Source organism: Geodermatophilus sp. DF01-2 (assembly GCF_004571065.1).
Taxonomy (GTDB): domain Bacteria; phylum Actinomycetota; class Actinomycetes; order Mycobacteriales; family Geodermatophilaceae; genus Geodermatophilus.
This window is the reverse complement of the sequence record NZ_SPQN01000030.1, coordinates 1-24,729: the sequence shown is the minus strand read 5'-3', so window position 1 is coordinate 24,729 and position 24,729 is coordinate 1. Positions and strand designations below refer to the sequence as shown.

Sequence of the window (24,729 nt, the reverse complement as noted above, 5' to 3'; positions counted from 1 at the left end):
GAAGGAGAGCTGTTGAAGGACCCCGTCCCCCTCCCCGTGAAAGGACCCCGTCCTCCCCACCCCTCGGCGAAGGACCCCGTCCTCCTCACCGCTCGCAGGCTCGCGGCGAGCCTCTGGACGGGGCCGATCCGGGACGGGGCCGCGGCGAGCCTCTGGACGAGGCCTCATCACCCGGTCACCTGCCGGCCGCGCTCGTGCAGCGGGCAGCTGCGCCGGGCCGGGCAGCGCTGGCAGTGGGTGCCGGTGCGCACCTCGAACGCGCCCGCACCCATGCCTTCCCCGACCGCGGCGATCAGCTCGCCGGCCGTGGTCTGCTCCAGCGGGACGTCGGCCGGCAGCGGCTCCTGCTGCTGCTCCTTGGCCTTGGCGCCGGTGCCGACCTGCAGCAGCGCCGCGCCGCCGGGCACGGTGCCGTGGTCGCCGAAGCCACCGGCGACGACGGCGACCTGGTAGGCGGCCAGCTGCCCGTGGGTCTCGACGTCCTTGGCCGCGGTCCTGCCCGTCTTGAGGTCGACGACGACCAGCCGGCTCTCGGCGTCGCGCTCGAGCCGGTCGACCTGCCCGCGCAGCCGGGCCCGACCGACGGTGACGTCGAAGTCCGCCTCCGCGGCGACCAGCTCACGCCGGTTGGCCGCGTGCCAGCGCAGAAACCGCTCGAGCATCTGCTGGGCGGTGGCCCGCTGGCGCTGGTCGGACCAGCCCGGGCCGAGGTCGAGCTGGTCGAGCTCGGCGGCCAGCGCGTCGGGCGCCTCGGCGGGCGGCAGCCCCTCCGCGACCTGCTGGGCCACCGCGTGCACCGCCGAGCCGACGGTGCGGGTGGCGTCCGGCGAGGCCTCGGCCCCGACCGCGCCCAGCACCCAGCGCAGCGGGCAGCGCTGGAACGTCTCGATCGCCGAAGGCCGCACCCGGACGGTGGCGTCGACGGGCACCAGCGGCGCGTCGTCCGACAGCGGGGCCAGGCCCCACCAGTGCCGGGGCGCGGCGCCCGGCACGCCCTCCTCGGCCAGCCGGCGCAGCACGGCCGCGGCGGCCGAGCGACGGGCGGGCGGGGTGTGCGGATCGGCGACCGCGCGGCGCAGGTCGGCGACGAGCGCGGGCAGGGTGAGCGAGCGGGGCAGCTCGGTCAGCGGACGGCCGTCGTCCGGAGGTGGCACCACCAGGTCGAGGAAGCGCGAGGCGGTCGCCCCGGCCTCGGCGCCGTCCAGCGCGCCCTGGACGGCGGTGACCACCAGTCGACGGCGGGCCCGGGTGCAGGCGACGTAGAAGAGCCGCCGCTCCTCGGCGAGGGCCAGCGTGCGCCGGTCGACCGCGGCGCCGTCGATGCCGGCGGCCAGCTCCACGAGGTCCTCGGTGCCGAGCAGCGTGGCGCGCTCCCGCAGGTCCGGCCACACGCCCTCCTGCACGCCGGCCACGCAGACGACGTCCCACTCCAGGCCCTTGGACGCGTGCGCGGTCAGCAGCCGGACCGTCTCGTCGGCCGAGGCCCGCGCCGCGCCGGTGTCGCCGGGCAGCTCCTGGGCGGAGAGGTGCTCGACGAATGCCCGGACGTCGGCCGAGGGCAACCGGTCGACGAAGCCGGCGGCGGCGTCGAACAGCGCGACGACGGCGTCGAGGTCGCGGTCGGCGACGGCTCCGGCCGGCCCACCGGCAGCGCTGGCCCGCGCCCACCGGCCGGCCAGTCCGCTGCGCTGCCACATCGCCCACAGCACGTCCTCGGTGCTGCCGTCGTGCGCGAGCGCGGCCCGCCCCACGGCGAGGACGCCGGCCACCCGCAGCGCGGGGCGGGCCACGTGCTCGGGCAGCGTCTCCAGCAGCAGCTCGTCGGTGACCGCGGTCGCCAGCGGGGCACCGCGCTCGGCGGCGTCCACGCCCTGCTGGGCCAGGGCGATGCGGACCGCGCGGCGCAGCCGGCGCAGGTCGAGCACCGTGGCGCCGCCCAGCGGCGAGGCCAGCAGCGCCTCGGCCGCCGGCTCGTCCAGACCCGCGGGTGTGCCGTCGGTGCCGGGCAGCAGGGCGTCGAGCGCGGAGAGGAAGGGCGCCACGGCGGGCTGGGCGGCCAGCGGCAGGTCGTCGGCGGAGACGGCCACCGGGACGCCGGCGGAGGTCAGCGCCCGACGCAGCGGCCCCAGCGCCATCGCCGTCCGGACGACGACCGCCATCTGCGACCACGGCACCCCGTCGAGCAGGTGCGCGCGGCGCAGGACGTCCGCGAGGTAGGCGGCCTCGACCGCGGCCGATCCGAAGACGTGCACCTCGGCGGTGCCGTCGTCGGCCCCGTCCACGGGCTGCAGTCGCCGGTGCTGGGCCGGACCGGGCAGCCCCTCGGCGACCTTGCGGCTGATCTGCAGCAATTCGGCGCCCGACCGGCGGCAGACGCCGAGGGAGACCCGGTCGGCGGGCCGCCCGTCGACGTGCCGGAACCGGTCGGGGAACTCGACGATGCCGCGCGGCTCGGCGCCGCGGAAGGCGTAGATCGCCTGGTCGGGGTCGCCGACCGCGACCAGGTCGCCGCCTCCGCCGGCGAGCAGCTCGAGCAGTTCGACCTGGGCGGGGTCGGTGTCCTGGTACTCGTCGACGAACAGCCAGCGGGCGCGCTCGCGCTCCTGACGCAACAGGTCGGGGTCGTCGGTGAGCTCGAGGATGGCCTGGCGGACCAGCTCGGCCGGGTCGTACCCGGAGGAGTCGCCGCGCGCCGCGGTGGCGAAGGCGGTGACCGCCTCGTACTGCTCGGCGAACGCCGCCGCGTGGAGCCAGTGCTCGCGTCCGGTCTCCCGGCCCCACGCCGCCAGCTGCGCCGCGGGCACCCCGCGCTCGGTGGCACGCAGCAGGAGGTCGCGCAGCTCGCCGCGGAAGGCGTTGGTGGCCAGCGCCGGCGCGAGGTCCTCGGGCCAGCGCACGGCGCCCTCGCCCTCGAGGTCACCGCGCAGCAGCGAGGCGACGACGGCGTCCTGCTCGGCGGCGGTGAGCAGCCGGGGCGGAGGCTCACCGTGCAGCAGCGCGGCGCGACGCAGGACGCCGTAGGCGTAGGAGTGGAAGGTGCGGGCCAGCGGCTCACGAATGGTGCGCGCCACCCGGCCGGTGATGCGGGTGCGCAGCTCGGCGGCGGCCTTGCGGCTGAAGGTCAGGACCAGGATCTGTTCGGGGTCCACTCCCCTTTCGATGCGCGCGGCGACGGCCTCGACGATCGTCGTCGTCTTGCCGGTGCCGGGGCCGGCGAGAACCAGCAGCGGGCCGCCAGGGTGGTCGACGACGGCCTGCTGCGTGCGGTCCAGCCGCGGACGCGCGGCCGCGACCGGCTCGCCCTGCACGAGTCGGTAGACCGGCGCACCCGAGCCCACGCCACCATCGAGAGCAGCCGCCCGTCCACCACCCCGCTGCACCACGGGCCGATGAGACCACGGCCTGCTGACAGCACCGGAAACCGGGCCGCGCGTCCCAAAGCACCTTGCGGAGTGGAGTGCGCTGGTGACAACGCGGCCAAGGTTGGCGGACCTGCCCGCACAGCTTGCTCCCGGACGCCCATGCAGATGGGTGCGGCGCGCATCCATCGGGGTCGGTCCTGGACCCGCGCACCAGTGCGACGCCATGACCACGCCCGCCATCACCGAGGACCCCGAGCAGAAGGCCCACGCCCTGCTCGACAACCGCGTGACCGCCGTCCGTCACCTGACCCAGACGCGCCAGGCAGTCATCGACGCCCGGACCGCACTGGAGCAGGCCGAACGAGCCGACGCCACCGCCCACGCAACCGCGGAGAACAGCGGATGGAGCCCCGAGTACCTGCGCAAGCTCGGCCTCGACACCCCGCCCGGCGCACCCACGGTCGCTCCCGCGGCAAGAGCACCCAAGGCACGCAGAAGCACGGCCCGGCAGCGGACCGCCGCTGGCCCCATCCCGGACCATTCGGGCCAGGGACCCGCCGCGTAGCCCAGCGAGTGGTACTGCTCCCTGCCTCGATGATCGCGGCTCCGCCACCCCGCCGGAAGGGCGCTTCGCGCCACTGGGTGATGGGCCTTCGGCCCAACTTGTCCCCGGCGGCCGCACCGCGCGACCGGCAGCTGTCGGGAGCAGGAGGGGATGTGGGTCATGCCTGCCCCCGAAGTCCGGCACAGCAGGGCGTCCCCCTGCTCGCCGGCAAGGCGGTGGGCGCAGCGGTCCCGGTGCCGACGCAGGGCAGCTGTGGGGCGCTGTGGCGTTGCAATGAATGCATCGGCAGATTGCATTCGTCGACCAGCCCCATCAGCGTGTGTGATGTGGACGACACGGACAAGACGGCAGCGGGCAAGGTGCTCGCGATGCTCGAGGCTGTCGCCGGGATCGCGGACGACGGCGCCAGCGGCTCGGGCTTCACCGTCGCGGAGCTCGCGCAGGAGATCGGGCGGGACAAATCGATCGCGTCTCGCCAGCTGCGCCCGCTGGTCGAGCTGGGTCTGGTCGAGCGGAGCGAGGACGGGCGGCACCGGCTGGGCTGGCGCCTGTTCACCCTCGCCGCCCGCGCTGGCGATCAACGGCTCCTGCTGCTCGCACCCCCGGTCATGCACCGACTCTCGACTGTCACCGGCGAGCGCGTGCACCTCAGCGTGCTGCGCGGCGGCGAGGTGCTCACCATCCTGTCGGAGAGTTCCCGTCAGATGATCCAGGCCGTCGGCTGGGTGGGTCGCAGCGCCCCCATCCACTGCACCGCGTCGGGTCGGGCGCTGCTGTTCGACCACTCGGACGACGACGTGCGGCGCCTCTTCGACGGCGGTCCCCCGCCGGGCGCGTCAGGCCCTCGAACCCCGCGCAGCGCCAAGGAGCTGCTCCAGCGGCTGCACGAGGCTCGGGCCCGGGGCTTCGCCCTGGCAGACGGCGAGTTCGATGCGGAGCTGGTCGCCGCCGGGGCTCCCGTCCGGGACTTCCGCGGCCGCATCGTAGCGGCCCTGAACGTGTCCGCACCCGCCTACCGGCTGCGCGACCGGCTGCCTGCGGTCGGCCAGCAGGTCGCCGCGGCCGCGTCCCACCTGTCCCGGATCACATCGGCCCCCGCGCCCTGAGGCGGGCCGCCGCCACTTCGCGCGCCCTCACTGCCCCCGCAACACCCGACACACCTCCTTGGAGATCACGTGCGCACTGTCCACCTGCCCTTCTTCAGCAACGGGTTCCGGCTCGACGCCGACCTGCACCTGCCTGACGGGGACTCCCGCGGGCCGTACCCGGTCGTAGTCCCGGCCAGCGGCTACCAGGGCCTGAAGATCATCCACCCCGAGCGGTTCGCGCGGGCCCTCACGCGCCGCGGTTACGCCGTCCTCGCCTTCGACTACCGGGGTTTCGGGTTCAGTGAGGGCGAGCGGGGTCGGCTGGTGCCCCAGGAGTGGGCCGAGGACGTCCGCGCCGCGGTCGACCGCGTGACCTCCCACTCCGACCTCGACGCCACGCGGGTCGCCCTGCTGGGCTGGGGCCTGGGTGGCGGCGTGGTCGTGGCGGAGGCGGCTTACGACCCGCGGGTCCGCGCGGTGGTCGTCGCCAACGGGATCGCGGACGGATACCGGTCGACGCAGAAGATGCACGACGACAACTCCTGGAACAGCCTGCTCAAGCGGGTTGACGCCGACCGGGAACACCGCGTCTCGACCGGGCGGTCGGAGATCACCTCGCCCTGGGACATCGTCCGGCTCGACCTCGACACGCGGACCGACGGATACGTCGGGGAGGAGCTGTACAAGGCATCCGGCTTCGGCTCGGGCGTCACGCTGGAGTCCGCCGACTACCTGCTGCGCTTCGCCCCCGGCGAGGTGGTGCACCGCATCGCGCCCAGGCCCGTCCTCGTCGTGCACGGCGCCGAGAACCAGCTGCACCGGGCCGAGGAGGCGCAGGCCCTGTACGACGCCGCCGGCGAGCCGAAGCGCCTGGAGCTGCTGGAGGGCCGCGGGCACACCGAGTGGATGGCCGACGAGGACCCCACGTTCCAGCACGTCATGAGCCTGGTCGACGAGTTCCTCGCCAAGGCGTTCAGCACCACGAAGCCGACAGCAACGGACTGACAGGGAGGGCTGATGGAGTTCCTCGAGTACGTCTCGCGCAACGCCCAGCAGATCATCTTCCTCACCACGCAGCACGTGCAGGTCGTGCTGCTCAGCGTCGCCGTCGCGGCGGTGATCGGAGTCAGTCTCGGAATCGCCACCGAACGGGCACCACGACTGCGCCGTCTGCTCCTGGCCTTCACGGGCACGCTGCTCACGGTGCCGTCGTTCGCCCTCTTCGGCCTGCTCATCCCGGTCCTCGGCCTCGGGCTCGCCCCGACCGTCGTCGCCCTGACCGTCTACGCGATCTTCCCGATCCTGCGGAACACGGTGACCGGACTGGAGACCGTCGACCCGGCGGTTGTCGAGGCCGCGCGGGGGATGGGAATGAACTCCTGGGGTCGCCTGCGCACCATTCGGCTCCCCCTCGCCTGGCCGGTGATCCTCAACGGCATCCGGGTGTCGACGATCATGGTGGTCGCGATCGCGGCCATCGCCGCCGCCGTACGCGGCCCCGGCCTCGGCGAACTGATCTTCCGCGGCCTGGCCCGGATCGGCGGCGCGAACGCCCTGAACCAAGCACTGGCCGGCGTGGTCGGCGTGGTGCTGGTCGCCCTCGTGCTCGATCTGCTCTTCGTGCTGGCCCGCCGCCTCACCACACCGCGAGGTCTTCGTGTCTGATTCCTTCGGCTCCACTGCTCTCCGCCTCGACAGCGCCTCTCCTCCGAACGACGTGATGATCAAGCTGGAGGGGCTCCGCAAGCGCTATCCCGGGCAGTCCACCGACTCGGTGCGACCGCTCGACATGGAGATCCGCCGCGGCGAGTTCGTCGTCTTCGTGGGCCCGTCCGGCTGCGGGAAGACGACGACGCTGCGGATGATCAACCGACTGGTCGAACCCACGTCCGGGCAGATCTGGATCGACGGCCGGGACGTGACGCATACCGATCCCGACGAGCTGCGCCGGCACATCGGCTACGTCATCCAGCAGGTCGGGCTGATCCCGCACCTGACGATCAGCCAGAACGTCGGTCTGGTGCCCAAGCTGCTCGGCTGGGACAAGAAGCGGATCGAGCCGCGGGTCGACGAGCTGCTCGACCTCGTCGGACTGGACCCGGCGCAGTACCGCCGGCGCTATCCCAAGCAGCTCTCCGGCGGGCAGCAGCAACGCGTCGGCGTCGCCCGGGCGCTCGCGGCCGACCCGCCGGTCATGGTCATGGACGAGCCGTTCGGAGCCATCGACCCGATCACCCGGGAACGGCTGCAGGACGAGTTCCTCAAGCTGCAGCAGCGGATTCGCAAGACGATCGTCTTCGTCACCCATGACATCGACGAAGCCCTCAAGCTCGGCGACCGGATCGCGATCTTCGGCGAGAGCTCCCAGCTCGCGCAGTTCGCCACGCCCCTGGAAATCCTCAGTCACCCCGCCGACGACTACGTGCGCAGCTTCGTCGGCACGGGTGCTGCGATCCGCCGGCTCGGGCTGCTGCGCGTCGGCGACCTCGAGGGCGCCGGCGGCGGTGCGGGAGCGGGTCCGGCCCTGCGCGTCCCGCCCGAGACCACGGTGTACGCCGCGCTCGAGCAGATGCTCGACGCCGGCGCCGCCCGGCTCGCCGTCGACGGCGAGCCGGGCGCGGAGCGCAGCCTGAGCCTGCAGGAGATGCTGGCGGCGGCGGCCCGAGGACGGCAGGTGCCGTCATGAGCAGGGCCGAGGGCGTCATCGACGTCGAAGCCGAGGCACCGGTCGCCAGCTGGGTGCTCCCCGTCCTGGCCGTCGTCCTCACCGCAGGCATGCTCGGCTACCTGCAGGTCGCCTCGCTGGACTCCATCGAGCAGCGCGTGCTCGTCCCCGACGCCATCCTCGACGCGACGATCCAACACATCAATCTCGTCGTCGCCTCGACACTGCTCGTCATCGTCATCGCCGTGCCCCTGGGGATCCTGCTGAGCCGCCGCCGCGCCCGCTGGCTCGGCGCCCCGGTCCTCGCACTGGCGAACGCGGGACAGGCCATCCCCTCCATCGGGGTGCTGGTGCTCCTCGCGATCCTCGTCGGGGTTGGCTTCTCCATGGCCGTCGTCGCGCTCGTCATCTACGCGCTGCTACCCGTGCTGCGCAACACCATGGTCGGGCTGCAACAGGTCGACCGGAGCCTGATCGACGCCGGACGCGGCATGGGAATGAGCGCGCGCCAGGTCCTGACCACGATCGAACTGCCGCTCGCCGTCCCGGTCATGCTCGCCGGCATCCGGGTCGCGCTGATCCTCAACGTCGGCGTGGCCGCGCTCGCCACCTACACCAACGCCGGCGGCCTGGGAACGTTCATCGAGAGCGGCATCGTCTTCAACCGGATGCCGATCCTGCTCACCGGCAGCGTGCTCACCATCGCGCTCGCCCTGATCGTCGACTGGCTCGCCGGGCTCGCCGAGAACAAGCTCCGCCCCCGTGGGCTCTGACCGCCGCTCCTGACCACGCCCATCTCACGATGCAGAGGACCCCATGCCGAAAGGTCTCGCCCTGTCCGCAGTACTCGCCACCGTCGCCCTGACTGGGTGCGCGCTCGGCCAGGAAACCGCCGCCGATGTCGAAGCCGGCTCCCTGGCCGAAGGCGCCACGCTGGAGGACGCCACGCTGAACGTGGGGTCGAAGGAGTTCACCGAGCAGCTCGTGCTCTGCGAGATCACCGCCCAGGCGCTGCAATCGGCTGGTGCCGACGTGCAGCGCACGTGCGGGCTGTCCGGGACGAACAGCGCCCGTTCCGCCCTGCTCAGCGGCGAAATCGACATGTACTGGGAGTACACCGGAACGGGTTGGATCACCCACCTCCAGCGGACCGACCCGAGCAGCGACCCGCAGGAGCTGTTCCAGGCCGTGGCGGAGGCCGACGAGGAGCAGAACCAGGTCGTGTGGCTCCCTCCCGCCCCGGCGAACAACACCTACGCGATCGCGGTCGCCGAGGAGACCGCCGAGGAGCTCGGGGTCACCACGATCTCCGACTACGCCGAGCTCGCCCGGACCAACCCGCAGCAGGCGACGTTCTGCGGCGCCGCAGAGTTCTTCGGCCGGGGCGACGGCTGGCCCGGGCTGGAGGCGGCCTACGAGTTCGACCTCCCCGACGCGCAGACTGCCGAGCTGGCCGCCGGAGCGATCTACAACGCGATCGACCAGGGCGACCCCTGCAGCTTCGGTGAGGTGTTCGCCACCGACGGCCGAATCGAGGCACTCGGGCTGAGGGTGCTCGAGGACGACCGGAACTTCTTCACCGCCTACAACCCCGCACTGACCGTGCGCGAGCCCGTCATCGCCGAGTTCCCGCAGATCGCCGACGTGATCGCCCCGGTGAGCGAGGCCCTGGACGACGAGACGCTGCAGGCCCTCAACGCACAGGTCGACGTCGAGGGCCTGACGTCGGAGCAGGTGGCCAACGACTGGCTACGCGAGCAGGGGTTCATCCAGTGACCCCGGCTGCTCCCGGCGGCGGTGCGGACGCGGGCAAGCAGCTGCGGGTGTCACTGCTGCAGACCGCGCCCCAGCTCGGCTGCGTGGAACGCAACCTGGCGAAACTGCACGCCGAGCTCGACCAGCTCACCGACACCGATGTCGCTGTCGCCCCGGAACTCGCCCTGCACGGCTACTTCCTGGGCGCCCTCGACGAGGTCGACGCGCTCGCCGCTGACGACCAGCGGCTGGCCGGTCTCGGCCAGCACGGCCCAGCCGTAATCGCAGGCTTCGTCGAACACCGCCGCTCCGACCAGTACAACAGCGCGGCCGTCATCGATCGCGACCGCGTCACCGTGCAGCGCAAGCTGTTCCTGCCCACCTACCGCGGCTGGGAGGAACGCAAGCACTTCCGCCCCGGCGGCCGGCTGCAGTCCTTCGATCTCCGCGGCGCCCGGGCCGCGGTCCTGATCTGCAACGACATATGGCAGCCGCCGCTGCCGTGGTTGGCGGTGCACTCCGGCGCCGAGGTGCTGTTCGTCATTGCCAACAGCGTGCGCAGCCACTCCGTCGTCCAGGTCGAGCGGGCGTGGGAGCTGCTGCTGGCCCACTCCGCCGTCGTGCTGCAGTCCTACGTGGTGTTCGTCAACCGGTCGGGCACGGAGTGCGGGCAGGAGTTCTGGGGTGGCTCACGCGTCCTCGGCCCGGACGGCGCGGAGATCGCCCGGCTCGGCACCGAGCCGGGCCGGACCGAGGCCACCCTCGACCTCACCGAGCTCCGCGCGCTGCGCCGGCGGTGGCCACTGCTGCGCGAGGCCCGTCTCGACGTCATCAGCCGTGCGCTGGAGACACTGATGCAGGAGGAGGACTGAGCGGCGATGTTCGATTCGCACGTCCATGCCGGGCCCGACGTCGTTGACCGTATCGGCGAGGACGAGGACATCCTGCAGAGCTACGTCGCCGCGGGGTTCGACGGGTTCGTGCTCAAGGGGCACTACGAGTCCACCGTAGGGCGCGCGGCAGCCCTGGCCCGCCGGTCCGGCCTCGCCGTCGTCGGCGGCGTCGCGCTGAACCAGACTGCCGGAGGCGTCAATCCCGCGGCGGCCGCCGCGGCACTCGCCGCCGGCGGGCGGGTCGTCTGGATGCCGAGCGCCGACGCGCACACCCAGGAGCGGGCCGGGCTGCCGCGGCTCTGCGACCGGGACACCCGGCTGTCGCGCGAGGTGTACGCGGTGCCGCCCGTGGAGCCGCACGCCGAAAGGGTCACCGAGCTCGTGCTGCAGCTGGTCGCCGACCACGACGCCGTGCTCGCGACCGGGCACCTCAGCGGGCCGGAGTGCGCCTGGCTGCTTCAGCGCGCCCGGCACTTCGGCATCCGGCGCGTCCTGCTGACTCACCCGTCCTACACCGTGCCGGGGCTCACCCCCGGTGAGGTGGCCGAGCTCGCCGACCTCGGCGGCCACGTCGAGATCACCGCCTACCAGCTGTTCCACCAGCCTGGCTGCTCGCCCCAGATGTTGGCGGAGGTGGCCCGGGCCGCCGGCGACCGGCTCGTGCTCGCCTCCGACGCCGGGCAGCCCGACTCCCCTCCGCCCCCCGAGGCTCTGCAGCAGCTCATCGCCGTTCTCGCGGCGCACGGGGTGCCGCGGTCACGGCTCGACGCCGCCGCCTCGGCGGTCCCCGCTGAGCTGTTCCTGCGGTGAGCTCCGGCGTCACGGAATTCATCCGGGAGCTCGAGTTCGAGGACTTGCCGGCTGCGGTGGTGGAGTGCGCGCATCGCTGCCTGCTGGACCTGGTCGCGGTGGCAGCGGCCGGTAGCACGACAGAGCTGTCCCGGATTGCGCGTCAGCATGCGCTCGACCAGTTCCTGCCGGCCGGGCGCACCGCCCGGCTGCTGTTCGACGGCCGGCCGGTGAGCTCGGTCGGCGCGGCGTTCGCCAACGCCGCGGCGATCGACTCGATGGACGCGCACGACGGGCACCGGCTCACCAAGGGCCACGCCGGCGTGAGCGTCCTGCCCGCGGCGCTCGCCCTCCTCGATCCCCTCAGCAGCGACGGCATGGACCTGCTGACCACCTTGGTCGTCGGGTACGAGGTCGCGACTCGCGCCGGCATCGCGCTGCACGCCAGCGCAGGCGACTACCACAGCTCTGGAGCGTGGAACGCGGTCGGGGCCGCTGCGGCCGGCAGCCGAGCCCTCGCGCTCGATGCCGCGCAGGTGAGCCACGCGCTCGGCATCGCCGAATACCACGCGCCGCGGGGGCCGATGACCCGGGTGCTCGACCACCCGACGATGGTCAAGGACAGCTCAGCCGGGGGCTGCCAGGCAGGTGTGTCTGCTTCGCTGCTGGCCAGTCAGGGATTCACCGGCGCGCCGCCGGCCCTCGTCGAAAGCGCCGCGAGCGGGCTGTGGAGCGACCTCGGCAGCACGTGGCGAATCCTGGAGCAGTACGTCAAGCCGTACCCGGTGTGCCGATGGGCGCATCCGGCTGTTGACGCAGTGATCTCACTCGTCGAGGGCAACGGGCTCGCCGCGGCCGCCATCGAACACATCGACGTGCAGACGTTCCGCCTGGCCACCCGGCTGGCGGTTCGTGAACCGCTCACAACCGAGCAAGCGCAGTACAGCTTGCCGTTCCCGGTCGCGGTGGCCGCTGCCCGCGGGAGACTGCTTCCGTGTGACGTCACCGAGCTGCCCGAGACCGACGCGGTCATCCGCAGACTCGCCCGGACCATGACGGTCACCGAGTGCGCCGAGATGAGCGAGGCATTCCCGGCGCGGCGCCAAGCCCGGGTGACCGTCCGGCTCGCCGACGGCCGCCGGCTGACCTCAGGCCTCGTCGAAGCATGCGGGGATCCGGAGGATCCTCTGGCGGACGGCGACCTGGCCGCCAAGTACTGGTCCTACACCGAGCCCGTCGTCGGGCGCGAGCGGGCGCAGCGGCTCCATGCCCTGGTGGCCGCGGCGCCACAGCCCGGCGGCGACCTGCGCCTCCTCACCGACGACCTGTACGCGGCGCCGGGGACGGCGCCGCCCGACCTCACCGAGTCACACGCGAAGGACAGTCATGAGTAGCCCCGCGACGTTGATCAGGGACCTGACTGCCGGGCTGGAGTCGGCCGGAGTGCAGGTGGACTCCTCCAGCCGAGCCCGGGCCGAGTACTCCTCCGACGCTTCGCTGTACCGGGTCGTGCCGCAGGCGGTGGCCTTCCCCCGCTCCGCCGACGACGTGGAGGCCGCCCTGTCGGTGTGCCGCTCTCTGAGAGTCCCGGTCACGCCACGGGGCGGCGGCACCTCGATCGCGGGGAACGCGGTCGGCCCGGGTCTCGTGCTCGACTTCTCCCGCCACATGCACCGAGTCGTCGCGCTCGACCCCGAGGCGGCGACCGCCGTCGTCCAGCCGGGCGTCGTGCTCGACTACCTGCAGCGGGCCGCCGCGCCGCACGGACTGCGGTTCGGCCCCGATCCCTCGACGCACAACCGCTGCACGCTCGGCGGGGTGATCGGCAACAACTCCTGCGGCAGCCGGTCGCTGGGTTACGGCCGGCCCAGTGACAACGTCGTCGCGCTCGACGTGCTCACCGGCGCCGGGGAGCGGATCACGGCCCGGGCACAGGCGGACCCCGCGTCGTCCCCGGCCGTGCGCGCGCTGGCCGACGTCGTCCGCGACAACCTGGCGGTGATCCGCACCGAGTTCGGCCGGTTCGGCCGGCAGGTGTCCGGCTACTCGCTGGAGCACCTCCTCCCGGAGCATGCGTTCGACGTCGCCCGCGCGCTGGTCGGCACGGAAGGCACGCTCGGCGTGCTCACCGGCGCCACGGTCCGCCTCGCCCGAGCCCCGCGGGTGACGACGCTCCTCGCCCTCGGCTACCCCGACATGGCCAGTGCCGCCGACGCCGCTCCCGCCATACGCCGGCACGGCCCCAAGGCGATCGAGGGCCTCGATGCGCGGATCGTCGACGTGGTGCTCCGGCGCCGCGGGCCGGCGTTTGTGCCCGACCTGCCCCGCGGGGCCGGCTGGCTGCTCGTGGAACTCGGCGGCGACACCGCAGCCGAGGTCGCCGACCTGGCTGGCAGGGTGGCCGCCGACGCGGGCGCCCTCGACGCCCGGGTGGTCACCGACCGCGGGGAGACCGCGCAGCTCTGGCGCATCCGCGAGGACGGCGCCGGGCTGGCCAGCCGCCCGGCCGGCGGGCGGTTCTTCCACGCCGGCTGGGAGGACGCAGCCGTCCCGACCGAGCGGCTGGGCGCATACCTGCGCGACTTCGACGCCCTGCTGGTCGAGCGCGGGCTGGTGGGGCTGCCCTATGGGCACTTCGGCGAGGGGTGCGTCCACGTCCGGATCGACTTCCCGCTCTCCGAACCGGGCGGGGTGGGCGTGTTCCGCGAGTTCCTCCTCGACGCGGCGCGGCTCGTGGCCTCGCACGGCGGATCGATGTCGGGAGAGCACGGCGACGGCCGGGCCCGCAGCGAGCTGCTCCCGCTGATGTACTCACCGGCCGCGCTGGCCGCGTTCGCCGCGGTCAAGCGCGCGTTCGACCCCGAGGGCCTGCTCAACCCCGGGGTGCTCGTCGATCCCGCCCCGGCGACGGCCGACCTGCGGGCTCCCGGGGCCCGGCCGGTGCGGCGCGGGCTGGCGCTTGCCTACGACGACGACGACGGCGACTTCGCCAACGCGGTGCACCGGTGCACCGGCGTCGGGAAGTGCCGCGCCGACATCACCGGCAGCGGCGGGGTCATGTGCCCGTCCTTCCTCGCGACCCGCCAGGAGAAGGACTCCACCCGCGGCCGGGCCCGGGTGCTGCAGGAGATGGTGAACGGCCGGCAGGTGCGCGGCGGCTGGCGGTCGCCGGAGGTGCACCAGGTCCTCGACCTCTGCCTGCAGTGCAAGGGATGCGCGGTCGACTGCCCGACCGGGGTCGACATGGCGAGTTACAAGGCCGAGGTGCTGCACCAGTCGTACAAGCGGCGGCCGCGGCCGCGCACGCACTACAGCCTGGGGTGGCTGCCGCGGTGGGCGCGGCTCGCGTCGCGGGCGCCGCGGCTGACCAACCGGCTCCTGAGGCTGGGACCGTCTGCCGCGCTCGGCAAGCGACTGGCCGGGATCGACCCGCGACGGCCGCTGCCGCAGTTCGCCGAGCGGACGTTCCGGGACTGGTTCGCCGGGCGGCCCGAGTCAGCTCCGGGTGACCCGGTGGTGCTCTGGGTGGACACCTGGACGAACCACTTCACGCCGCAGGTTGGCGCGGCGGCCGTGGAGGTGCTCGAGAGCGCAGGGTTCTCCGTGCGAATTCCCGACGAGCCGGTCTGCTGCGGGCTGACCTGGATCTCCACCGGCCAGCTCGACGCGGCGAAGAAGCAGCTGCAGCGCAGCGTCGACGCGCTCGCTCCCGCAGCCGAGGCGGGCGTGCCGATCGTGGGGCTCGAGCCATCGTGCACCGCGGTGTTCCGCGGCGACGCAGAAGAACTGCTCGGGCCGGACGCGCCGGGGGTCCGCGCGGTGGCCTCGGCGACCGGGACGCTGGCCGAGCTGCTGACCTCGCGCGAGGGGTGGCGGCCGCCGGACCTGTCGGGGGTCCACGGTGTCGCGCAGCCACACTGCCACCAGCACGCGGTCATGGGCTTCGGCGCCGACGCCGAACTGCTGCGCCGAGGCGGGGCGTCGGTGACGGCAGTTGGCGGGTGCTGCGGACTGGCGGGGAACTTCGGCGCCGAGCGCGGGCACTTCGACGTTTCCGTCGCGGTCGCGGAGACCGCGCTGCTGCCCGCGGTACGGGCCGCCGGCGAGAACGCGGTCATCCTCACCGACGGCTTCTCCTGCCGGACGCAGCTCACGCACCTCGGCGACCGCCAGGGCCGCCACCTCGCGGAGTTGCTCGCCGAGGCGGGGCGCAGCAAACAGGTGGACGACACCATGACCTGGCACGCCGAGTGAACGAGGGGGATGCGGCCGTTCCTCGGCCGCCCCCGGCTGGTCGCGTCCGCGCAGGGGTGCACCACTTGCGGCTCGTCCTCCGACTGTCCCGGCCAGCCATGTCTGAAGGCGAACTCGACCCACCGCGAACCCGGAGATGAAGGGCGCTGTGTTGCACCTGCCCCTGCAATCGGCACAGGCTGAGGCAATCAATCCGGCCAGCCGGCAACGGCCAGGTCGACCCGGCCGTCGTGCACGGGCACACCCTCCGCGGCGAGCAGCTTCAGCTGCCGGACGCGGACCGGCTCGGCCGCCGTCCCGTCGGCGCGCACGACGCGGTGCCAGGGCACCGCTCCCCCGCCCTGCGACAGCGCGCGGGCGACCCGACGCGGTCCGACGCCGACCAGCCGGCCGATGGCGCCGTAGGTGCTCACGCGGCCGGGCGGGATGCGCTCGATGACGTCGAACACCGCCTCGTCGACGTCCAGCGAGGCGTCCGGGGACGGCGGCCCGCCGGTGCTCCTGGCGCGGGACCGGGGTGCATTGTCGTCCACCCGCTGTACCGGCTGCGGCGGGTCAGCCGCGGCGGCCGAACCGGGCCAGTAGCCGCGTCTGCGGCGAGGCGGTGGGTGGCACGTCCAGCGGCGGGTCGAACAGCCCCGGGACGCCCTCCCCCGGCAGCCGGTCCGCGACGACGAGGGACGCCGTGACGATCGCCGGGTCCAGCTCGGTGTCGCCGCCGGTGGCGCGGGCGAGGTCCCAGGAGTGGACCGTGAGGTCGGCGGTCATCTCCTCGATGTACTCGGCCGCCGGGGTCGGACCGCGCTGCAGATGGACGGTGTGCAACAGCGCCCGGTCCTCGGCGAAGGCGGCCAGTGCGGCGTCCGCTGCGCTCTCCCAGCCGATGAGCGGGTCGTCGCCGAGCAGGTCAGCCGTGTCGTCGGGGAAGCGCCCGTCGACGTACGGCTCGCCGGCCAGCAGCGGCGGCGCCCAGAGCGCCTCGGAGACCAGGTGGGCGACGAGGTCGGCGACGGTCCACCCGGGCAGCGCGTCGCCGTCCCACTGCTCGGGCTCCACCGCGTCCACGCGGTCGGTGAAGGCGGCCTGCGCGCGCTGGAACAGGGCCAGCAGCTCGGTCGCGGAGAAGTCGGCCATGTGGTCAGTAGACAGCGCGAGGGCCCGGCCCGCCCCGTGCGGGACGGACCAGGCCCTCGGCGGCCCCGCGTCAGGGCCCCGCCCCGAACCTGCGAGGGGTGGGGGGACGCGGGGTCCTTAATACGTGGGCAGCGTCTTGTCGATGCGCGTGGCCCACGCCGTCACGCCGCCCTGGACGTGGACGGCGTCGGAGAAGCCGGCGTTCTTGAGCGCCGCCAGTGCCTCGGCGGAGCGGACACCGGTCTTGCAGTGCAGCACGATCGGCTTGTCCTGCGGCAACTGCGCCAGCGCCCGGCCGGACAGGATCTCGTCCTTGGGGATGAGCGCCGCGCCCGGGATCGACACGATCTCGTACTCGTTGGGCTCCCGGACGTCGATCAGCTCGAAGTCCTTGCCGGCGTCCATCATGTCCTTGAGCTCGTCGACGGTGATCGTCGAGCCGGCGGCCGCCTCCTGTGCCTCGACGGAGACGACACCGCAGAAGGTCTCGTAGTCGATGAGGCCGGTGATCGGCTCGGCCTCCGGGTCCTTGCGCACCGTGATCGTGCGGAAGGTCATCTCCAGGGCGTCGTAGACCATGAGCCGGCCGAGCAGGGTCTCCCCGATGCCGGTGATGAGCTTGACCGCCTCGGTGGCCTGGATCGCGCCGATCGTGGCGCACAGGACGCCGAGCACGCCGCCCTCCGCGCAGCTGGGCACCATGCCCGGCGGCGGCGGCACCGGGTAGAGGTCGCGGTAGTTGGGGCCGTGCTCGTTCCAGAAGACCGAGACCTGACCGTCGAAGCGGTAGATCGAGCCCCACACGTACGGCTTGTTCAAGAGCACGCAGGCGTCGTTGACCAGGTAGCGCGTGGCGAAGTTGTCGGTGCCGTCGACGATGAGGTCGTACTGGCCGAAGATGTCCAGGACGTTGTCGGTGTCCAGCCGCGTCTCGTGCAGCCGGACATCGATCAGCGGGTTGATCTCCTTGATGGAGTCCCGCGCGCTCTCGGCCTTGGACCGGCCGACGTCGGAGGCGCCGTGGATGATCTGGCGCTGCAGGTTGGACTCGTCGACGGTGTCGAACTCGACGATGCCCAGCGTGCCGACGCCGGCCGCGGCCAGGTACATCAGCACGGGCGAACCGAGGCCGCCGGCGCCCACGGCCAGCACCTTGGCGTTCTTCAGCCGCTTCTGCCCGTCCATCCCGACGTCCGGGATGATCAGGTGACGGCTGTACCGGCGGACCTCGTCGATCGACAGGTCGGCGGCGGGCTCCACCAGGGGAGGCAGGGACACGGGTTGCTCCTCAGTCGCTCGACAACGGCCCGGTGACGGGGCCGGCGTTCGTCGGGACAACAGCGTGGCATGCCCTCCTCTTCCCGCTGTGGACTGCGGCGGCTTCCCCTAGCGTCGGGCCCATGAGCGCGCCGCTGCAGATCGGGACCCCGAACCACATCCGGCTGACCGTGATCGACGTCGCGCGCTCGCGCGCCTTCTACACCGAGGTGCTGGGCTTCGACGTCGCCCTGGACGGCCCGCCCGACGACGATCCCGACGGGCAGGTGGAGGACCTCTTGCAGGGCGGAGTCGTCCTCGTCAACGCCGGAGTGATGGTCGGCCTGCGCCCGGTCGACGCGGCGCACGCCGATGACCGCTTCGACCCCTTCCGGGTGGGCCTGGACCACCTGAGCTTCTCGGTCCCCAGCCGGGCCGACCTCGACACCGCGCTGGCCCGCTACGACGAGCGCGGCGTCGAGCACGGCCCGATCCGCGAGGTGCCCGTCATGGGCATGGCCTTCCTCGCCGCCTTCGACCCCGACGGCATCGCCATCGAGCTCACCGCGCCGCTCTGACCCCGTCGCGCTCCGTGCGGAACCGCGGCCTCCCGGGCGGGCCGCCCTGCGAGGCGCGTGCGAGGAGCGGGGGCCGAAGGCTCCCCGACGAGTGCGCGGGACACGCTCAGCGCACCTAGGGAGCGACACGTGGTGGCGGTGTCGGCCGGTAGGCCGGTAGGCCGACCATGTCACGGATAGGGCCAGGGGTTCTTCGCGCAGCCATCGAGGCCCAGTGTCTGCTGCTGCATGACGGGAGCGAGCTGACCCGGGCCAGGGCACGGCCGGTGACCGTTGCCCAGGGCGTGACCGACCTCGTGGTTGACCACGTAGTGCCGGTAGGTGGCGACGTCGCCCTGGTAGTCGGGGACGGCGGTCTCCCAGCGGGCCAGGTTGATGACGGCGCGGTCGCCGTACCGGCAGGAGGTGTAGCCACCGGTGCCCACCCCTGGGCAGTAGGTCTCCATGTTGCCGGGGCTGATGAGGGTCACCTTGAACTCGTACCCGCCGGCCGCGGCCTCGGCCGGGCCCACCCGCTGGAACGACATCCGGCCACCGTTGCCCCACGACCGCGGGTCGCCGAGCGTGCCCTCGACCGCGGCAGCGAACCCGGCGCCGTCGACCCCGATGCCGTCCTCGACCTCGACGACGAAGCGCTGCAGCGGCCCGCTGCCGTAGACCTGCGAGGTTCCGGGGACGACGGTGACGGTCCCGGCGCCCTGCTGCACGAACCCCGGGGCACCGGCGGAGCTCTCCGGCGCCTGGGACGGCCCGGCGTCCCCCTCGGCCGGCGCCGTGGGCTCGGACGAGGGCTCGGTGACCGGCTCGCCCTCGGCAGTGCTGGGAGCCGCCGCGGCCGAGGGAGCGGACGAGGCGATGGCCGGCTCGCCGGCCCCGGGTCCGCCGACCGTCAGGTCCACGAGGGTGACCAGGGTGGCGAGCGCGAGCAGCGGGATCGCGTAGGCGCGCCATCCCCACCGGGTCATGAACCGGCGGACACGGCCACCCCGCCGGCCCGGGGACCCCGCGGGGGTCCGCCCGGCGGCGTCCGGGCGCCCGCCCGCACCGCCGGGGTCCGCGGGACCGGGGCGCGCGGACCGGCCGGCGGCCACGGTGCGACGGCTCCGCTCATGCGTTCCTCGCGACCCGGCGCCGGAGCGCGTCATCACCGGGTTGGTGTCCACGTGCTGCGGGCCCTCGGGGGGATCGGCACGGCGGGAGGCGGGTGGGGGCACTCGCGGGAGGCCGCGGGCCGACTCCTCGGGGCCGGTGGGGCGAGCGCGCGGGCCGGCGCCCGGAGATGCTCCCGGGCGCCCGTTCGGCCCGCGGCCGGAAGAGGCGTCCGCGGGGCTCACCCCGCCAGACTCTCACGGCGGAGGGGCTCCTGTGCAGAGCGCGTCGGGACGGCGTGCAGCAGGCCGGCCCCCCGGCGGTGGTGGGTCAGGAGGCCTGGGCCCCGTCCCGGTCGGTCGTCACCGGCTGCTCCGCGGCCGCGGTGGCGTCCTCGACCAGGGCCAGGACCGCCCGCGCCGTCGGCTCGGCCGCCTCGAGCATGGCGACGTGCCCGACCCCGTCCAGCACCAGCAGCCGTCCGTCGGGGACGGCAGCGGCCAGTCGCGGCGCGAGCGCGGGGTCGACGAGGCGGTCCCGGTCCCCCCAGACCACGAGTGTCGGCGGGCGCAACGACCGGGCCATCCGCCAGGCGTTGCCCGGGCCGACACGCAGGTACGAGGTGATCAGCCCTCGCATGCTGCGGGTCAGTGCGCGCGTCGCCCACGGCTGCTCGGCCCGTTCACGCATCTCCTGCAGCGCCTGTTCCAGCCGTGCCCTCGGCACCCGGCGGGGGTCGCCGAAGCACATCTGCACCATGCCGCGGACCTGCTGCTCGGGCGTCACGCCGGACAGCCGGCGCTCGGCCAGCGTCGGGATCCCGGGCAGCAGGAGCAGCAGCAGCGTGCGGCTGAAGGCCCGCGGCACGCGGTAGACCGGCATCGCCGGCGAGACGAGCGTCAGGGTGGCGACCAGGTCGGGCCGGCCGGCGGCGACGAACAGCGACACCAGGCCACCGAGCGAGTTGCCCAGCAGGTGCACCGGCCGGCCGGAGCCCTCCCCCGGCTCGGCGACGATCCGCTCCAGGACGTCGACCACCGCCGCCACGTGCCCGCGCATCGAGTACGAGGAGCGTGCCGGCGGCTGCGAGCGGCCGAACCCGGGCAGGTCCACGGCCCAGCCGTCGAAACGGACGGCGAGCAGCGCCGCGAGGTCGGTCCAGTTCGTCGACGCCCCGCCCAACCCGTGCACGTAGAGCGCCCGCTCCCGCGACGCACCCGCGCAGGCGCCGTCCACCGGGCCACTCCACGGCGTCCGCCGGACGAAGACCTCTCCTCCGCGGACGGGGGCCGGCTCACCCGGCCACGGCGGGGGGACGGTGTCGGTGCGCGGCAGCGGGACGGCCGACAGCCGGGCCGGCCGGACCGGGCGCCCGCCCGCGACGCCGGACGACGGTTGGGGAGCCTCGGGCACCGGCCGACGGTAGGTCAGCGCGGATGCGGACGCACGATCGGGTGACTCGTCGGTAACATCCGTCCGCCATGCACGTACCCCGGTCTGCGTCCGCGCCCGTCCGCCGCCCGTCCCGCTTGCCGCGGGGCGCCCGCCGGGCGCAGCTCCTGCAGGCAGCGCAGGAGGTCTTCGTCGCCCAGGGCTTCCACGCGGCGGCGATGGACGAGATCGCCGACCGGGCCGGCGTCAGCAAGCCGGTGCTCTACCAGCACTTCCCGGGGAAGCGGGAGCTGTACCTGGCCCTGCTGGAACAGCAGGTCACCCTTCTCACCGACCGGGTGCGCGAGGCCATGGAGGGCACCGACGACAACCGGACCCGCGTCAACGGGGCGGTCGGCGCCTACTTCGACTTCATCAACGCCGACGGCGCCGCGTTTAGGCTGGTCTTCGAGTCCGACCTGCGCAACGACGACGACGTCCGGGAGCTGGCCGACCGCGGCCACCGGGCCTGCGTGGAGGCGATCGGCGAGGTCATCGCCGCCGACACCGGCCTGGACCGGGAGCGGGCGCTGCTGCTCGCCTCGGGTCTGACCGGGCTGTCCGAGACCAGCGCCCGCTGGTGGCTGCCCCGCAAGGGCACGGTGTCCCGCGACGAGGCGGTGTCACTCCTGACCGCCCTGGCCTGGCGGGGCATCTCCGGCTTCCCGCGCGTCGAGGGCGGCGAGGGCCAGCCGCGCTGAACGCCTCCGTCGCCGTTCGCTGACGGCGCACCTGCACCGCAGGTCGGCGGCTCGCCGGCTGCACTAGCGTGGGGAACAGCCGCGCAACTCGAGGAGGCATCCCCCGTGGAAGTCAAGATCGGTGTCCAACACTCCCCCCGGGAGCTGGTCATCGACAGCCCCCAGACCCCCGACGAGATCGCCGCCGAGGTGGCGAAGGCCATGTCCGGCGCGACCAAGGACGGCTTGCTGACGCTGGTCGACGACCGTGGTCGCCGCGTGCTCGTCCCGGTCGACCGCATCGCCTACGTGGAGATCGCCCAGGCCGACCAGCGGCGCGTGGGCTTCATCGCCGGTTCCTGACGACAGTCCCGGGAGCATCGCAGCGAGGAACGAGCGAGGAGCAGACCGGGGCGCGGAGTCGCGCAGACAGCATGGCCTGACGACCCGACCCGACGGGGCGCCGCCGCAGCTGCGGTGGCGCCCCGTCGTCGTCTCGGGCGGGCCCGCTGTCGCCCAACACACGTCGGGCGCCCTCTCCGGAATGTCGAGAGGGCGCCTGACGTGTGTTCGCTGACTCGGGGACGGCAGTGAGGGGAGCCGCCTGCGAGGATCGTTCCCGGTAGGGGGCCAGGAGGGTCCCCACCGGGTGCGACGGACCGGCCCCGGTGCAGGGGCCCGCGCCGAGCGTGCGAGGCGTGGGGGGCACCGGGGTCCTTCAGGGGTTCAGCCCGAGGGTCTTCATCCGCTCGGTGTGCGCGGTGGTGATCCGCTCGACCAGCCGTCCGATGCCGGTCAGGTCACCGGTGCCCTCGACGATCAGCGCGGCGAGCTGGTCACGCTCGGCGATGACCGCCTGGGACTGCGTCATCGCCTCTCCCACGAGCCGTCGTCCCCACAGCGCCAGCCGGCCGGCGACGGTCCGGTGGGTGGCGATGGCCGCCCGCACTTCGCGGACGGCGAAATCCGCGTGGCCGGTGTCGGCGAGGACGTCGAGGATCAGCCCGCGGTCCGGCTCCGGGAGGAACGCCGCGATCTCCCGGTAGAAGTCGGCGGCGAGCCCGTCCCCGACGTAGGCCTTGACCAACCCCTCCAGCCAGGTGCGCGGCCGGGTGCTCTCGTGGAAGGCGTCGAGTGCGGCGACGAACGGGCTCATCGCCGCGGTCGGGTCGACGCCGAGGTCGACGAGACGCGCGGTCAACCGGGCGTGGTGGTCGATCTCAGCTGCCGCCATCTGCGCCAGCGCGGCCCGGCCGGCCAACGTGGGCGCCAGCCGCGCGTCCTCGGCGAGCCGGTCGAAGGCGGTGAGCTCGGCGTAGGCCAGCACCCCCAGCAGGTCGACGACGGCTTGCTCGTCGACGGTGGCCACTGGCAGCTCCCGGGGTCGGCGGAACGGTTCGGCGCCTGCCCCGGACGGGTGGTCCCGAGGGCCCCGGACAGCGCGGCGCACGGAGGCTAACCGGTGCGCACGCTAGGATGGGAATTGGCGAGCCCTTCGGTTCGCTGGTGTATCTGCGCGCTGACGACCGCTGGAGACGACGCCCCGAGGGGCTGCCTCCCGGGCCGACACTCCAGGTGCGGCCCGGTTCTGCTGGCCGCGTCGGCGCTGGAACTGATCCCGCGACACCCGACCGGGACAGGTGTGAAGCGGCGCAACGGCGCCGCCGGAGCCGGTCCCCCAGCAGACCAGAGGCGAGAGCACTGACCTCCACCGCGAACATCCCCACCACCCCCGACCTCGAGCACGCCGAGACCGGCGCGCCCGCCCCCGAACAGCTCGAGCAGTCCGTCGAGGAGCTCGGCGGCGCACCGGTCGCCGAGGACGCCCCGCTGTTCAGCGACTTCGACGTCCACCCCGACGTCGTCGCGGCGCTGGCCGAGGTGGGCATCACCCGGACCTTCGCCATCCAGGAGCTGACCCTCCCGCTGGCGCTGGCCGGGAACGACCTCATCGGCCAGGCACGCACCGGAACCGGGAAGACCCTGGGCTTCGGCGTCCCCCTGCTGCAGCGGGTCACCCCGCCGGCCGAGGGCGGCGACGGCGTCCCGCAGGCCCTGGTCGTCGTGCCCACGCGCGAGCTGTGCGTGCAGGTCGCCCGCGACCTGTCCACCGCCGGCGCCAGGCGCGGCATCCGCGTGCAGGCCATCTACGGCGGTCGCGCCTTCGAGCCACAGGTCCAGGCGCTGCAGACCGGCGTCGAGGTCGTCGTCGGCACGCCCGGCCGGCTGCTCGACCTCGCCCAGCAGGGCCACCTCATCCTGGGCAAGGTCGGGGTCCTCGTCCTCGACGAGGCCGACGAGATGCTCGATCTGGGCTTTCTGCCCGACATCGAGCGGATTCTCGGCATGGTGCCGGAGAAGCGACAGACGATGCTGTTCTCCGCGACGATGCCCGGCCCGATCGTGACCCTGTCCCGGTCGTTCATGACCCAGCCGACGCACATCCGCGCGCACGGCAACGACGAGGGCTCGACCGTCCCGCAGACCACCCAGTTCGTCTACCGGGCGCACAACCTGGACAAGCCCGAGCTGCTCGCCCGCGTGCTGCAGTCCCGCGACCGCGGCCTGGTGATGGTCTTCTGCCGCACCAAGCGCACCGCGCAGAAGGTCGCCGACGAGCTGGTCGAGCGCGGCTTCGCCGCGGCCGCCGTGCACGGTGACCTCGGCCAGGGCGCCCGTGAGCAGGCGCTGCGTGCCTTCCGCAGCGGCAAGGTCGACGTGCTCGTCGCCACCGACGTCGCCGCTCGCGGCATCGACGTCACCGGTGTCAGCCACGTCGTCAACTACCAGTGCCCCGAGGACGAGAAGACCTACGTGCACCGCATCGGCCGCACCGGCCGCGCCGGGCAGACCGGTGTCGCGGTCACCCTCGTCGACTGGGACGACGTCCCGCGCTGGCAGCTGATCAACAGGGCGCTCGACCTGGCATTCGACAATCCGCCGGAGACCTACTCCACTTCTCCGTGGGTCTACACCGACCTCGACGTGCCCGAGGGCGCCACGGGTCGGCTGCCGCGCGCCCAGCGGACCCGTGAGGGTCTCGACGCCGAGACGCTCGAGGACCTCGGTGAGACCGGCAAGCGCACCCGCGGAGGCGGGCGCGGCCCCGCACGCGAGGACCGCGAGCAGCCGGTCGGCGCCCGCAAGAGCCGCCCGCGCCGGCGGACCCGTGGCGGCACCGCCGCCACG

Annotated in this window: 22 protein-coding genes; 15 read left to right on the top strand and 7 right to left on the bottom strand. The window is 73.5% G+C overall.

Going from position 1 to position 24,729, the window contains the following annotated elements:
• Window positions 1-167: 167 nt before the first annotated feature.
• Window positions 168-3,338 (bottom strand): ATP-dependent DNA helicase, encoded by a 3,171-nt coding sequence (locus E4P41_RS10235; RefSeq protein WP_245177247.1) that lies wholly within the window; start codon window positions 3,336-3,338, stop codon window positions 168-170.
• 247 nt (window positions 3,339-3,585) lie between these two features.
• Between E4P41_RS10235 and E4P41_RS22070 the strand changes: the two genes are divergently transcribed.
• The 11 genes from E4P41_RS22070 (at window position 3,586) to E4P41_RS10185 (ending at window position 15,371) form a co-directional block, all read left to right on the top strand.
• A complete protein-coding gene (locus tag E4P41_RS22070; RefSeq protein ID WP_167761018.1) occupies window positions 3,586-3,927 on the top strand; it encodes a hypothetical protein in 342 nt (113 codons plus the stop codon).
• Window positions 3,928-4,160: 233 nt separating this feature from the next.
• Window positions 4,161-5,033, top strand: coding sequence for an IclR family transcriptional regulator (locus E4P41_RS22065; protein WP_167761017.1), 873 nt, complete (start codon window positions 4,161-4,163; stop codon window positions 5,031-5,033).
• A 69-nt stretch (window positions 5,034-5,102) separates the two neighbouring features.
• Window positions 5,103-6,020, top strand: coding sequence for an alpha/beta hydrolase (locus E4P41_RS10225; protein WP_135141152.1), 918 nt, complete (start codon window positions 5,103-5,105; stop codon window positions 6,018-6,020).
• A 12-nt stretch (window positions 6,021-6,032) separates the two neighbouring features.
• Window positions 6,033-6,680, top strand: a complete 648-nt coding sequence (locus E4P41_RS10220) for an ABC transporter permease (protein WP_135141151.1) — start codon at window positions 6,033-6,035, stop codon at window positions 6,678-6,680.
• Between the two features lie 55 nt (window positions 6,681-6,735).
• Window positions 6,736-7,701: an ATP-binding cassette domain-containing protein gene (locus E4P41_RS10215; RefSeq protein WP_135141167.1), complete on the top strand. Its 966-nt coding sequence runs from the start codon at window positions 6,736-6,738 to the stop codon at window positions 7,699-7,701.
• Entirely contained in the window at window positions 7,698-8,453 is a 756-nt protein-coding gene (locus E4P41_RS10210; protein WP_135141150.1) for an ABC transporter permease, read from the top strand. The genes E4P41_RS10215 and E4P41_RS10210 overlap by 4 nt, the downstream gene beginning before the upstream one ends.
• Before the next feature lie 43 nt (window positions 8,454-8,496).
• On the top strand, window positions 8,497-9,456 hold the full coding sequence (locus E4P41_RS10205; RefSeq protein WP_135141149.1) for a glycine betaine ABC transporter substrate-binding protein: 960 nt from the start codon (window positions 8,497-8,499) through the stop codon (window positions 9,454-9,456).
• A complete protein-coding gene (locus E4P41_RS10200) occupies window positions 9,453-10,307 on the top strand; it encodes a nitrilase-related carbon-nitrogen hydrolase (RefSeq protein ID WP_167761016.1) in 855 nt (284 codons plus the stop codon). The genes E4P41_RS10205 and E4P41_RS10200 overlap by 4 nt, the downstream gene beginning before the upstream one ends.
• A gap of 6 nt (window positions 10,308-10,313) precedes the next feature.
• Window positions 10,314-11,138 (top strand): DUF6282 family protein, encoded by an 825-nt coding sequence (locus tag E4P41_RS10195; RefSeq protein ID WP_135141147.1) that lies wholly within the window; start codon window positions 10,314-10,316, stop codon window positions 11,136-11,138.
• Window positions 11,135-12,511: an MmgE/PrpD family protein gene (locus E4P41_RS10190; protein ID WP_135141146.1), complete on the top strand. Its 1,377-nt coding sequence runs from the start codon at window positions 11,135-11,137 to the stop codon at window positions 12,509-12,511. Before E4P41_RS10195 ends, E4P41_RS10190 begins: the two co-directional genes overlap by 4 nt.
• Complete coding sequence (locus E4P41_RS10185) at window positions 12,504-15,371, top strand: FAD-binding and (Fe-S)-binding domain-containing protein (RefSeq protein WP_135141145.1); 2,868 nt, start codon at window positions 12,504-12,506, stop codon at window positions 15,369-15,371. The genes E4P41_RS10190 and E4P41_RS10185 overlap by 8 nt, the downstream gene beginning before the upstream one ends.
• Before the next feature lie 188 nt (window positions 15,372-15,559).
• Here the strand turns inward: E4P41_RS10185 and E4P41_RS10180 are convergent, their stop codons facing one another.
• From E4P41_RS10180 to moeZ, 3 genes are all read right to left on the bottom strand, one after another.
• Window positions 15,560-15,904: an MGMT family protein gene (locus E4P41_RS10180; RefSeq protein WP_135141144.1), complete on the bottom strand. Its 345-nt coding sequence runs from the start codon at window positions 15,902-15,904 to the stop codon at window positions 15,560-15,562.
• A 22-nt stretch (window positions 15,905-15,926) separates the two neighbouring features.
• The gene (locus tag E4P41_RS10175; protein ID WP_135141143.1) at window positions 15,927-16,505 is read right to left on the bottom strand and encodes a TIGR03086 family metal-binding protein; all 579 of its coding nucleotides are present in this window, start codon (window positions 16,503-16,505) and stop codon (window positions 15,927-15,929) included.
• Window positions 16,506-16,622: 117 nt separating this feature from the next.
• A complete protein-coding gene (gene moeZ, locus E4P41_RS10170) occupies window positions 16,623-17,783 on the bottom strand; it encodes an adenylyltransferase/sulfurtransferase MoeZ (RefSeq protein WP_135141142.1) in 1,161 nt (386 codons plus the stop codon).
• 122 nt (window positions 17,784-17,905) lie between these two features.
• Between moeZ and E4P41_RS10165 the strand changes: the two genes are divergently transcribed.
• Window positions 17,906-18,340, top strand: a complete 435-nt coding sequence (locus tag E4P41_RS10165; protein ID WP_135141140.1) for a VOC family protein — start codon at window positions 17,906-17,908, stop codon at window positions 18,338-18,340.
• Between the two features lie 170 nt (window positions 18,341-18,510).
• Here E4P41_RS10165 and E4P41_RS10160 read toward each other — a convergent pair whose 3' ends face one another.
• A complete protein-coding gene (locus E4P41_RS10160) occupies window positions 18,511-19,305 on the bottom strand; it encodes a DUF3152 domain-containing protein (protein ID WP_245177246.1) in 795 nt (264 codons plus the stop codon).
• Between the two features lie 454 nt (window positions 19,306-19,759).
• Window positions 19,760-20,842, bottom strand: a complete 1,083-nt coding sequence (locus tag E4P41_RS10155; RefSeq protein WP_135141136.1) for an alpha/beta hydrolase — start codon at window positions 20,840-20,842, stop codon at window positions 19,760-19,762.
• A gap of 68 nt (window positions 20,843-20,910) precedes the next feature.
• On the opposite strand from E4P41_RS10155, the gene E4P41_RS10150 reads away from it, so the two are divergent.
• Together E4P41_RS10150 and E4P41_RS10145 are read left to right on the top strand one after the other, a co-directional pair.
• Window positions 20,911-21,561: a TetR/AcrR family transcriptional regulator gene (locus E4P41_RS10150; RefSeq protein WP_135141134.1), complete on the top strand. Its 651-nt coding sequence runs from the start codon at window positions 20,911-20,913 to the stop codon at window positions 21,559-21,561.
• A 105-nt stretch (window positions 21,562-21,666) separates the two neighbouring features.
• Complete coding sequence (locus tag E4P41_RS10145; RefSeq protein ID WP_135141132.1) at window positions 21,667-21,903, top strand: DUF3107 domain-containing protein; 237 nt, start codon at window positions 21,667-21,669, stop codon at window positions 21,901-21,903.
• Between the two features lie 355 nt (window positions 21,904-22,258).
• Here E4P41_RS10145 and E4P41_RS10140 read toward each other — a convergent pair whose 3' ends face one another.
• Entirely contained in the window at window positions 22,259-22,909 is a 651-nt protein-coding gene (locus E4P41_RS10140; protein ID WP_209307637.1) for a ferritin-like fold-containing protein, read from the bottom strand.
• 137 nt (window positions 22,910-23,046) lie between these two features.
• On the opposite strand from E4P41_RS10140, the gene E4P41_RS10135 reads away from it, so the two are divergent.
• On the top strand, window positions 23,047-24,729 hold a 1,683-nt coding region (locus E4P41_RS10135), incomplete at its 3' end, for a DEAD/DEAH box helicase (protein WP_135141128.1).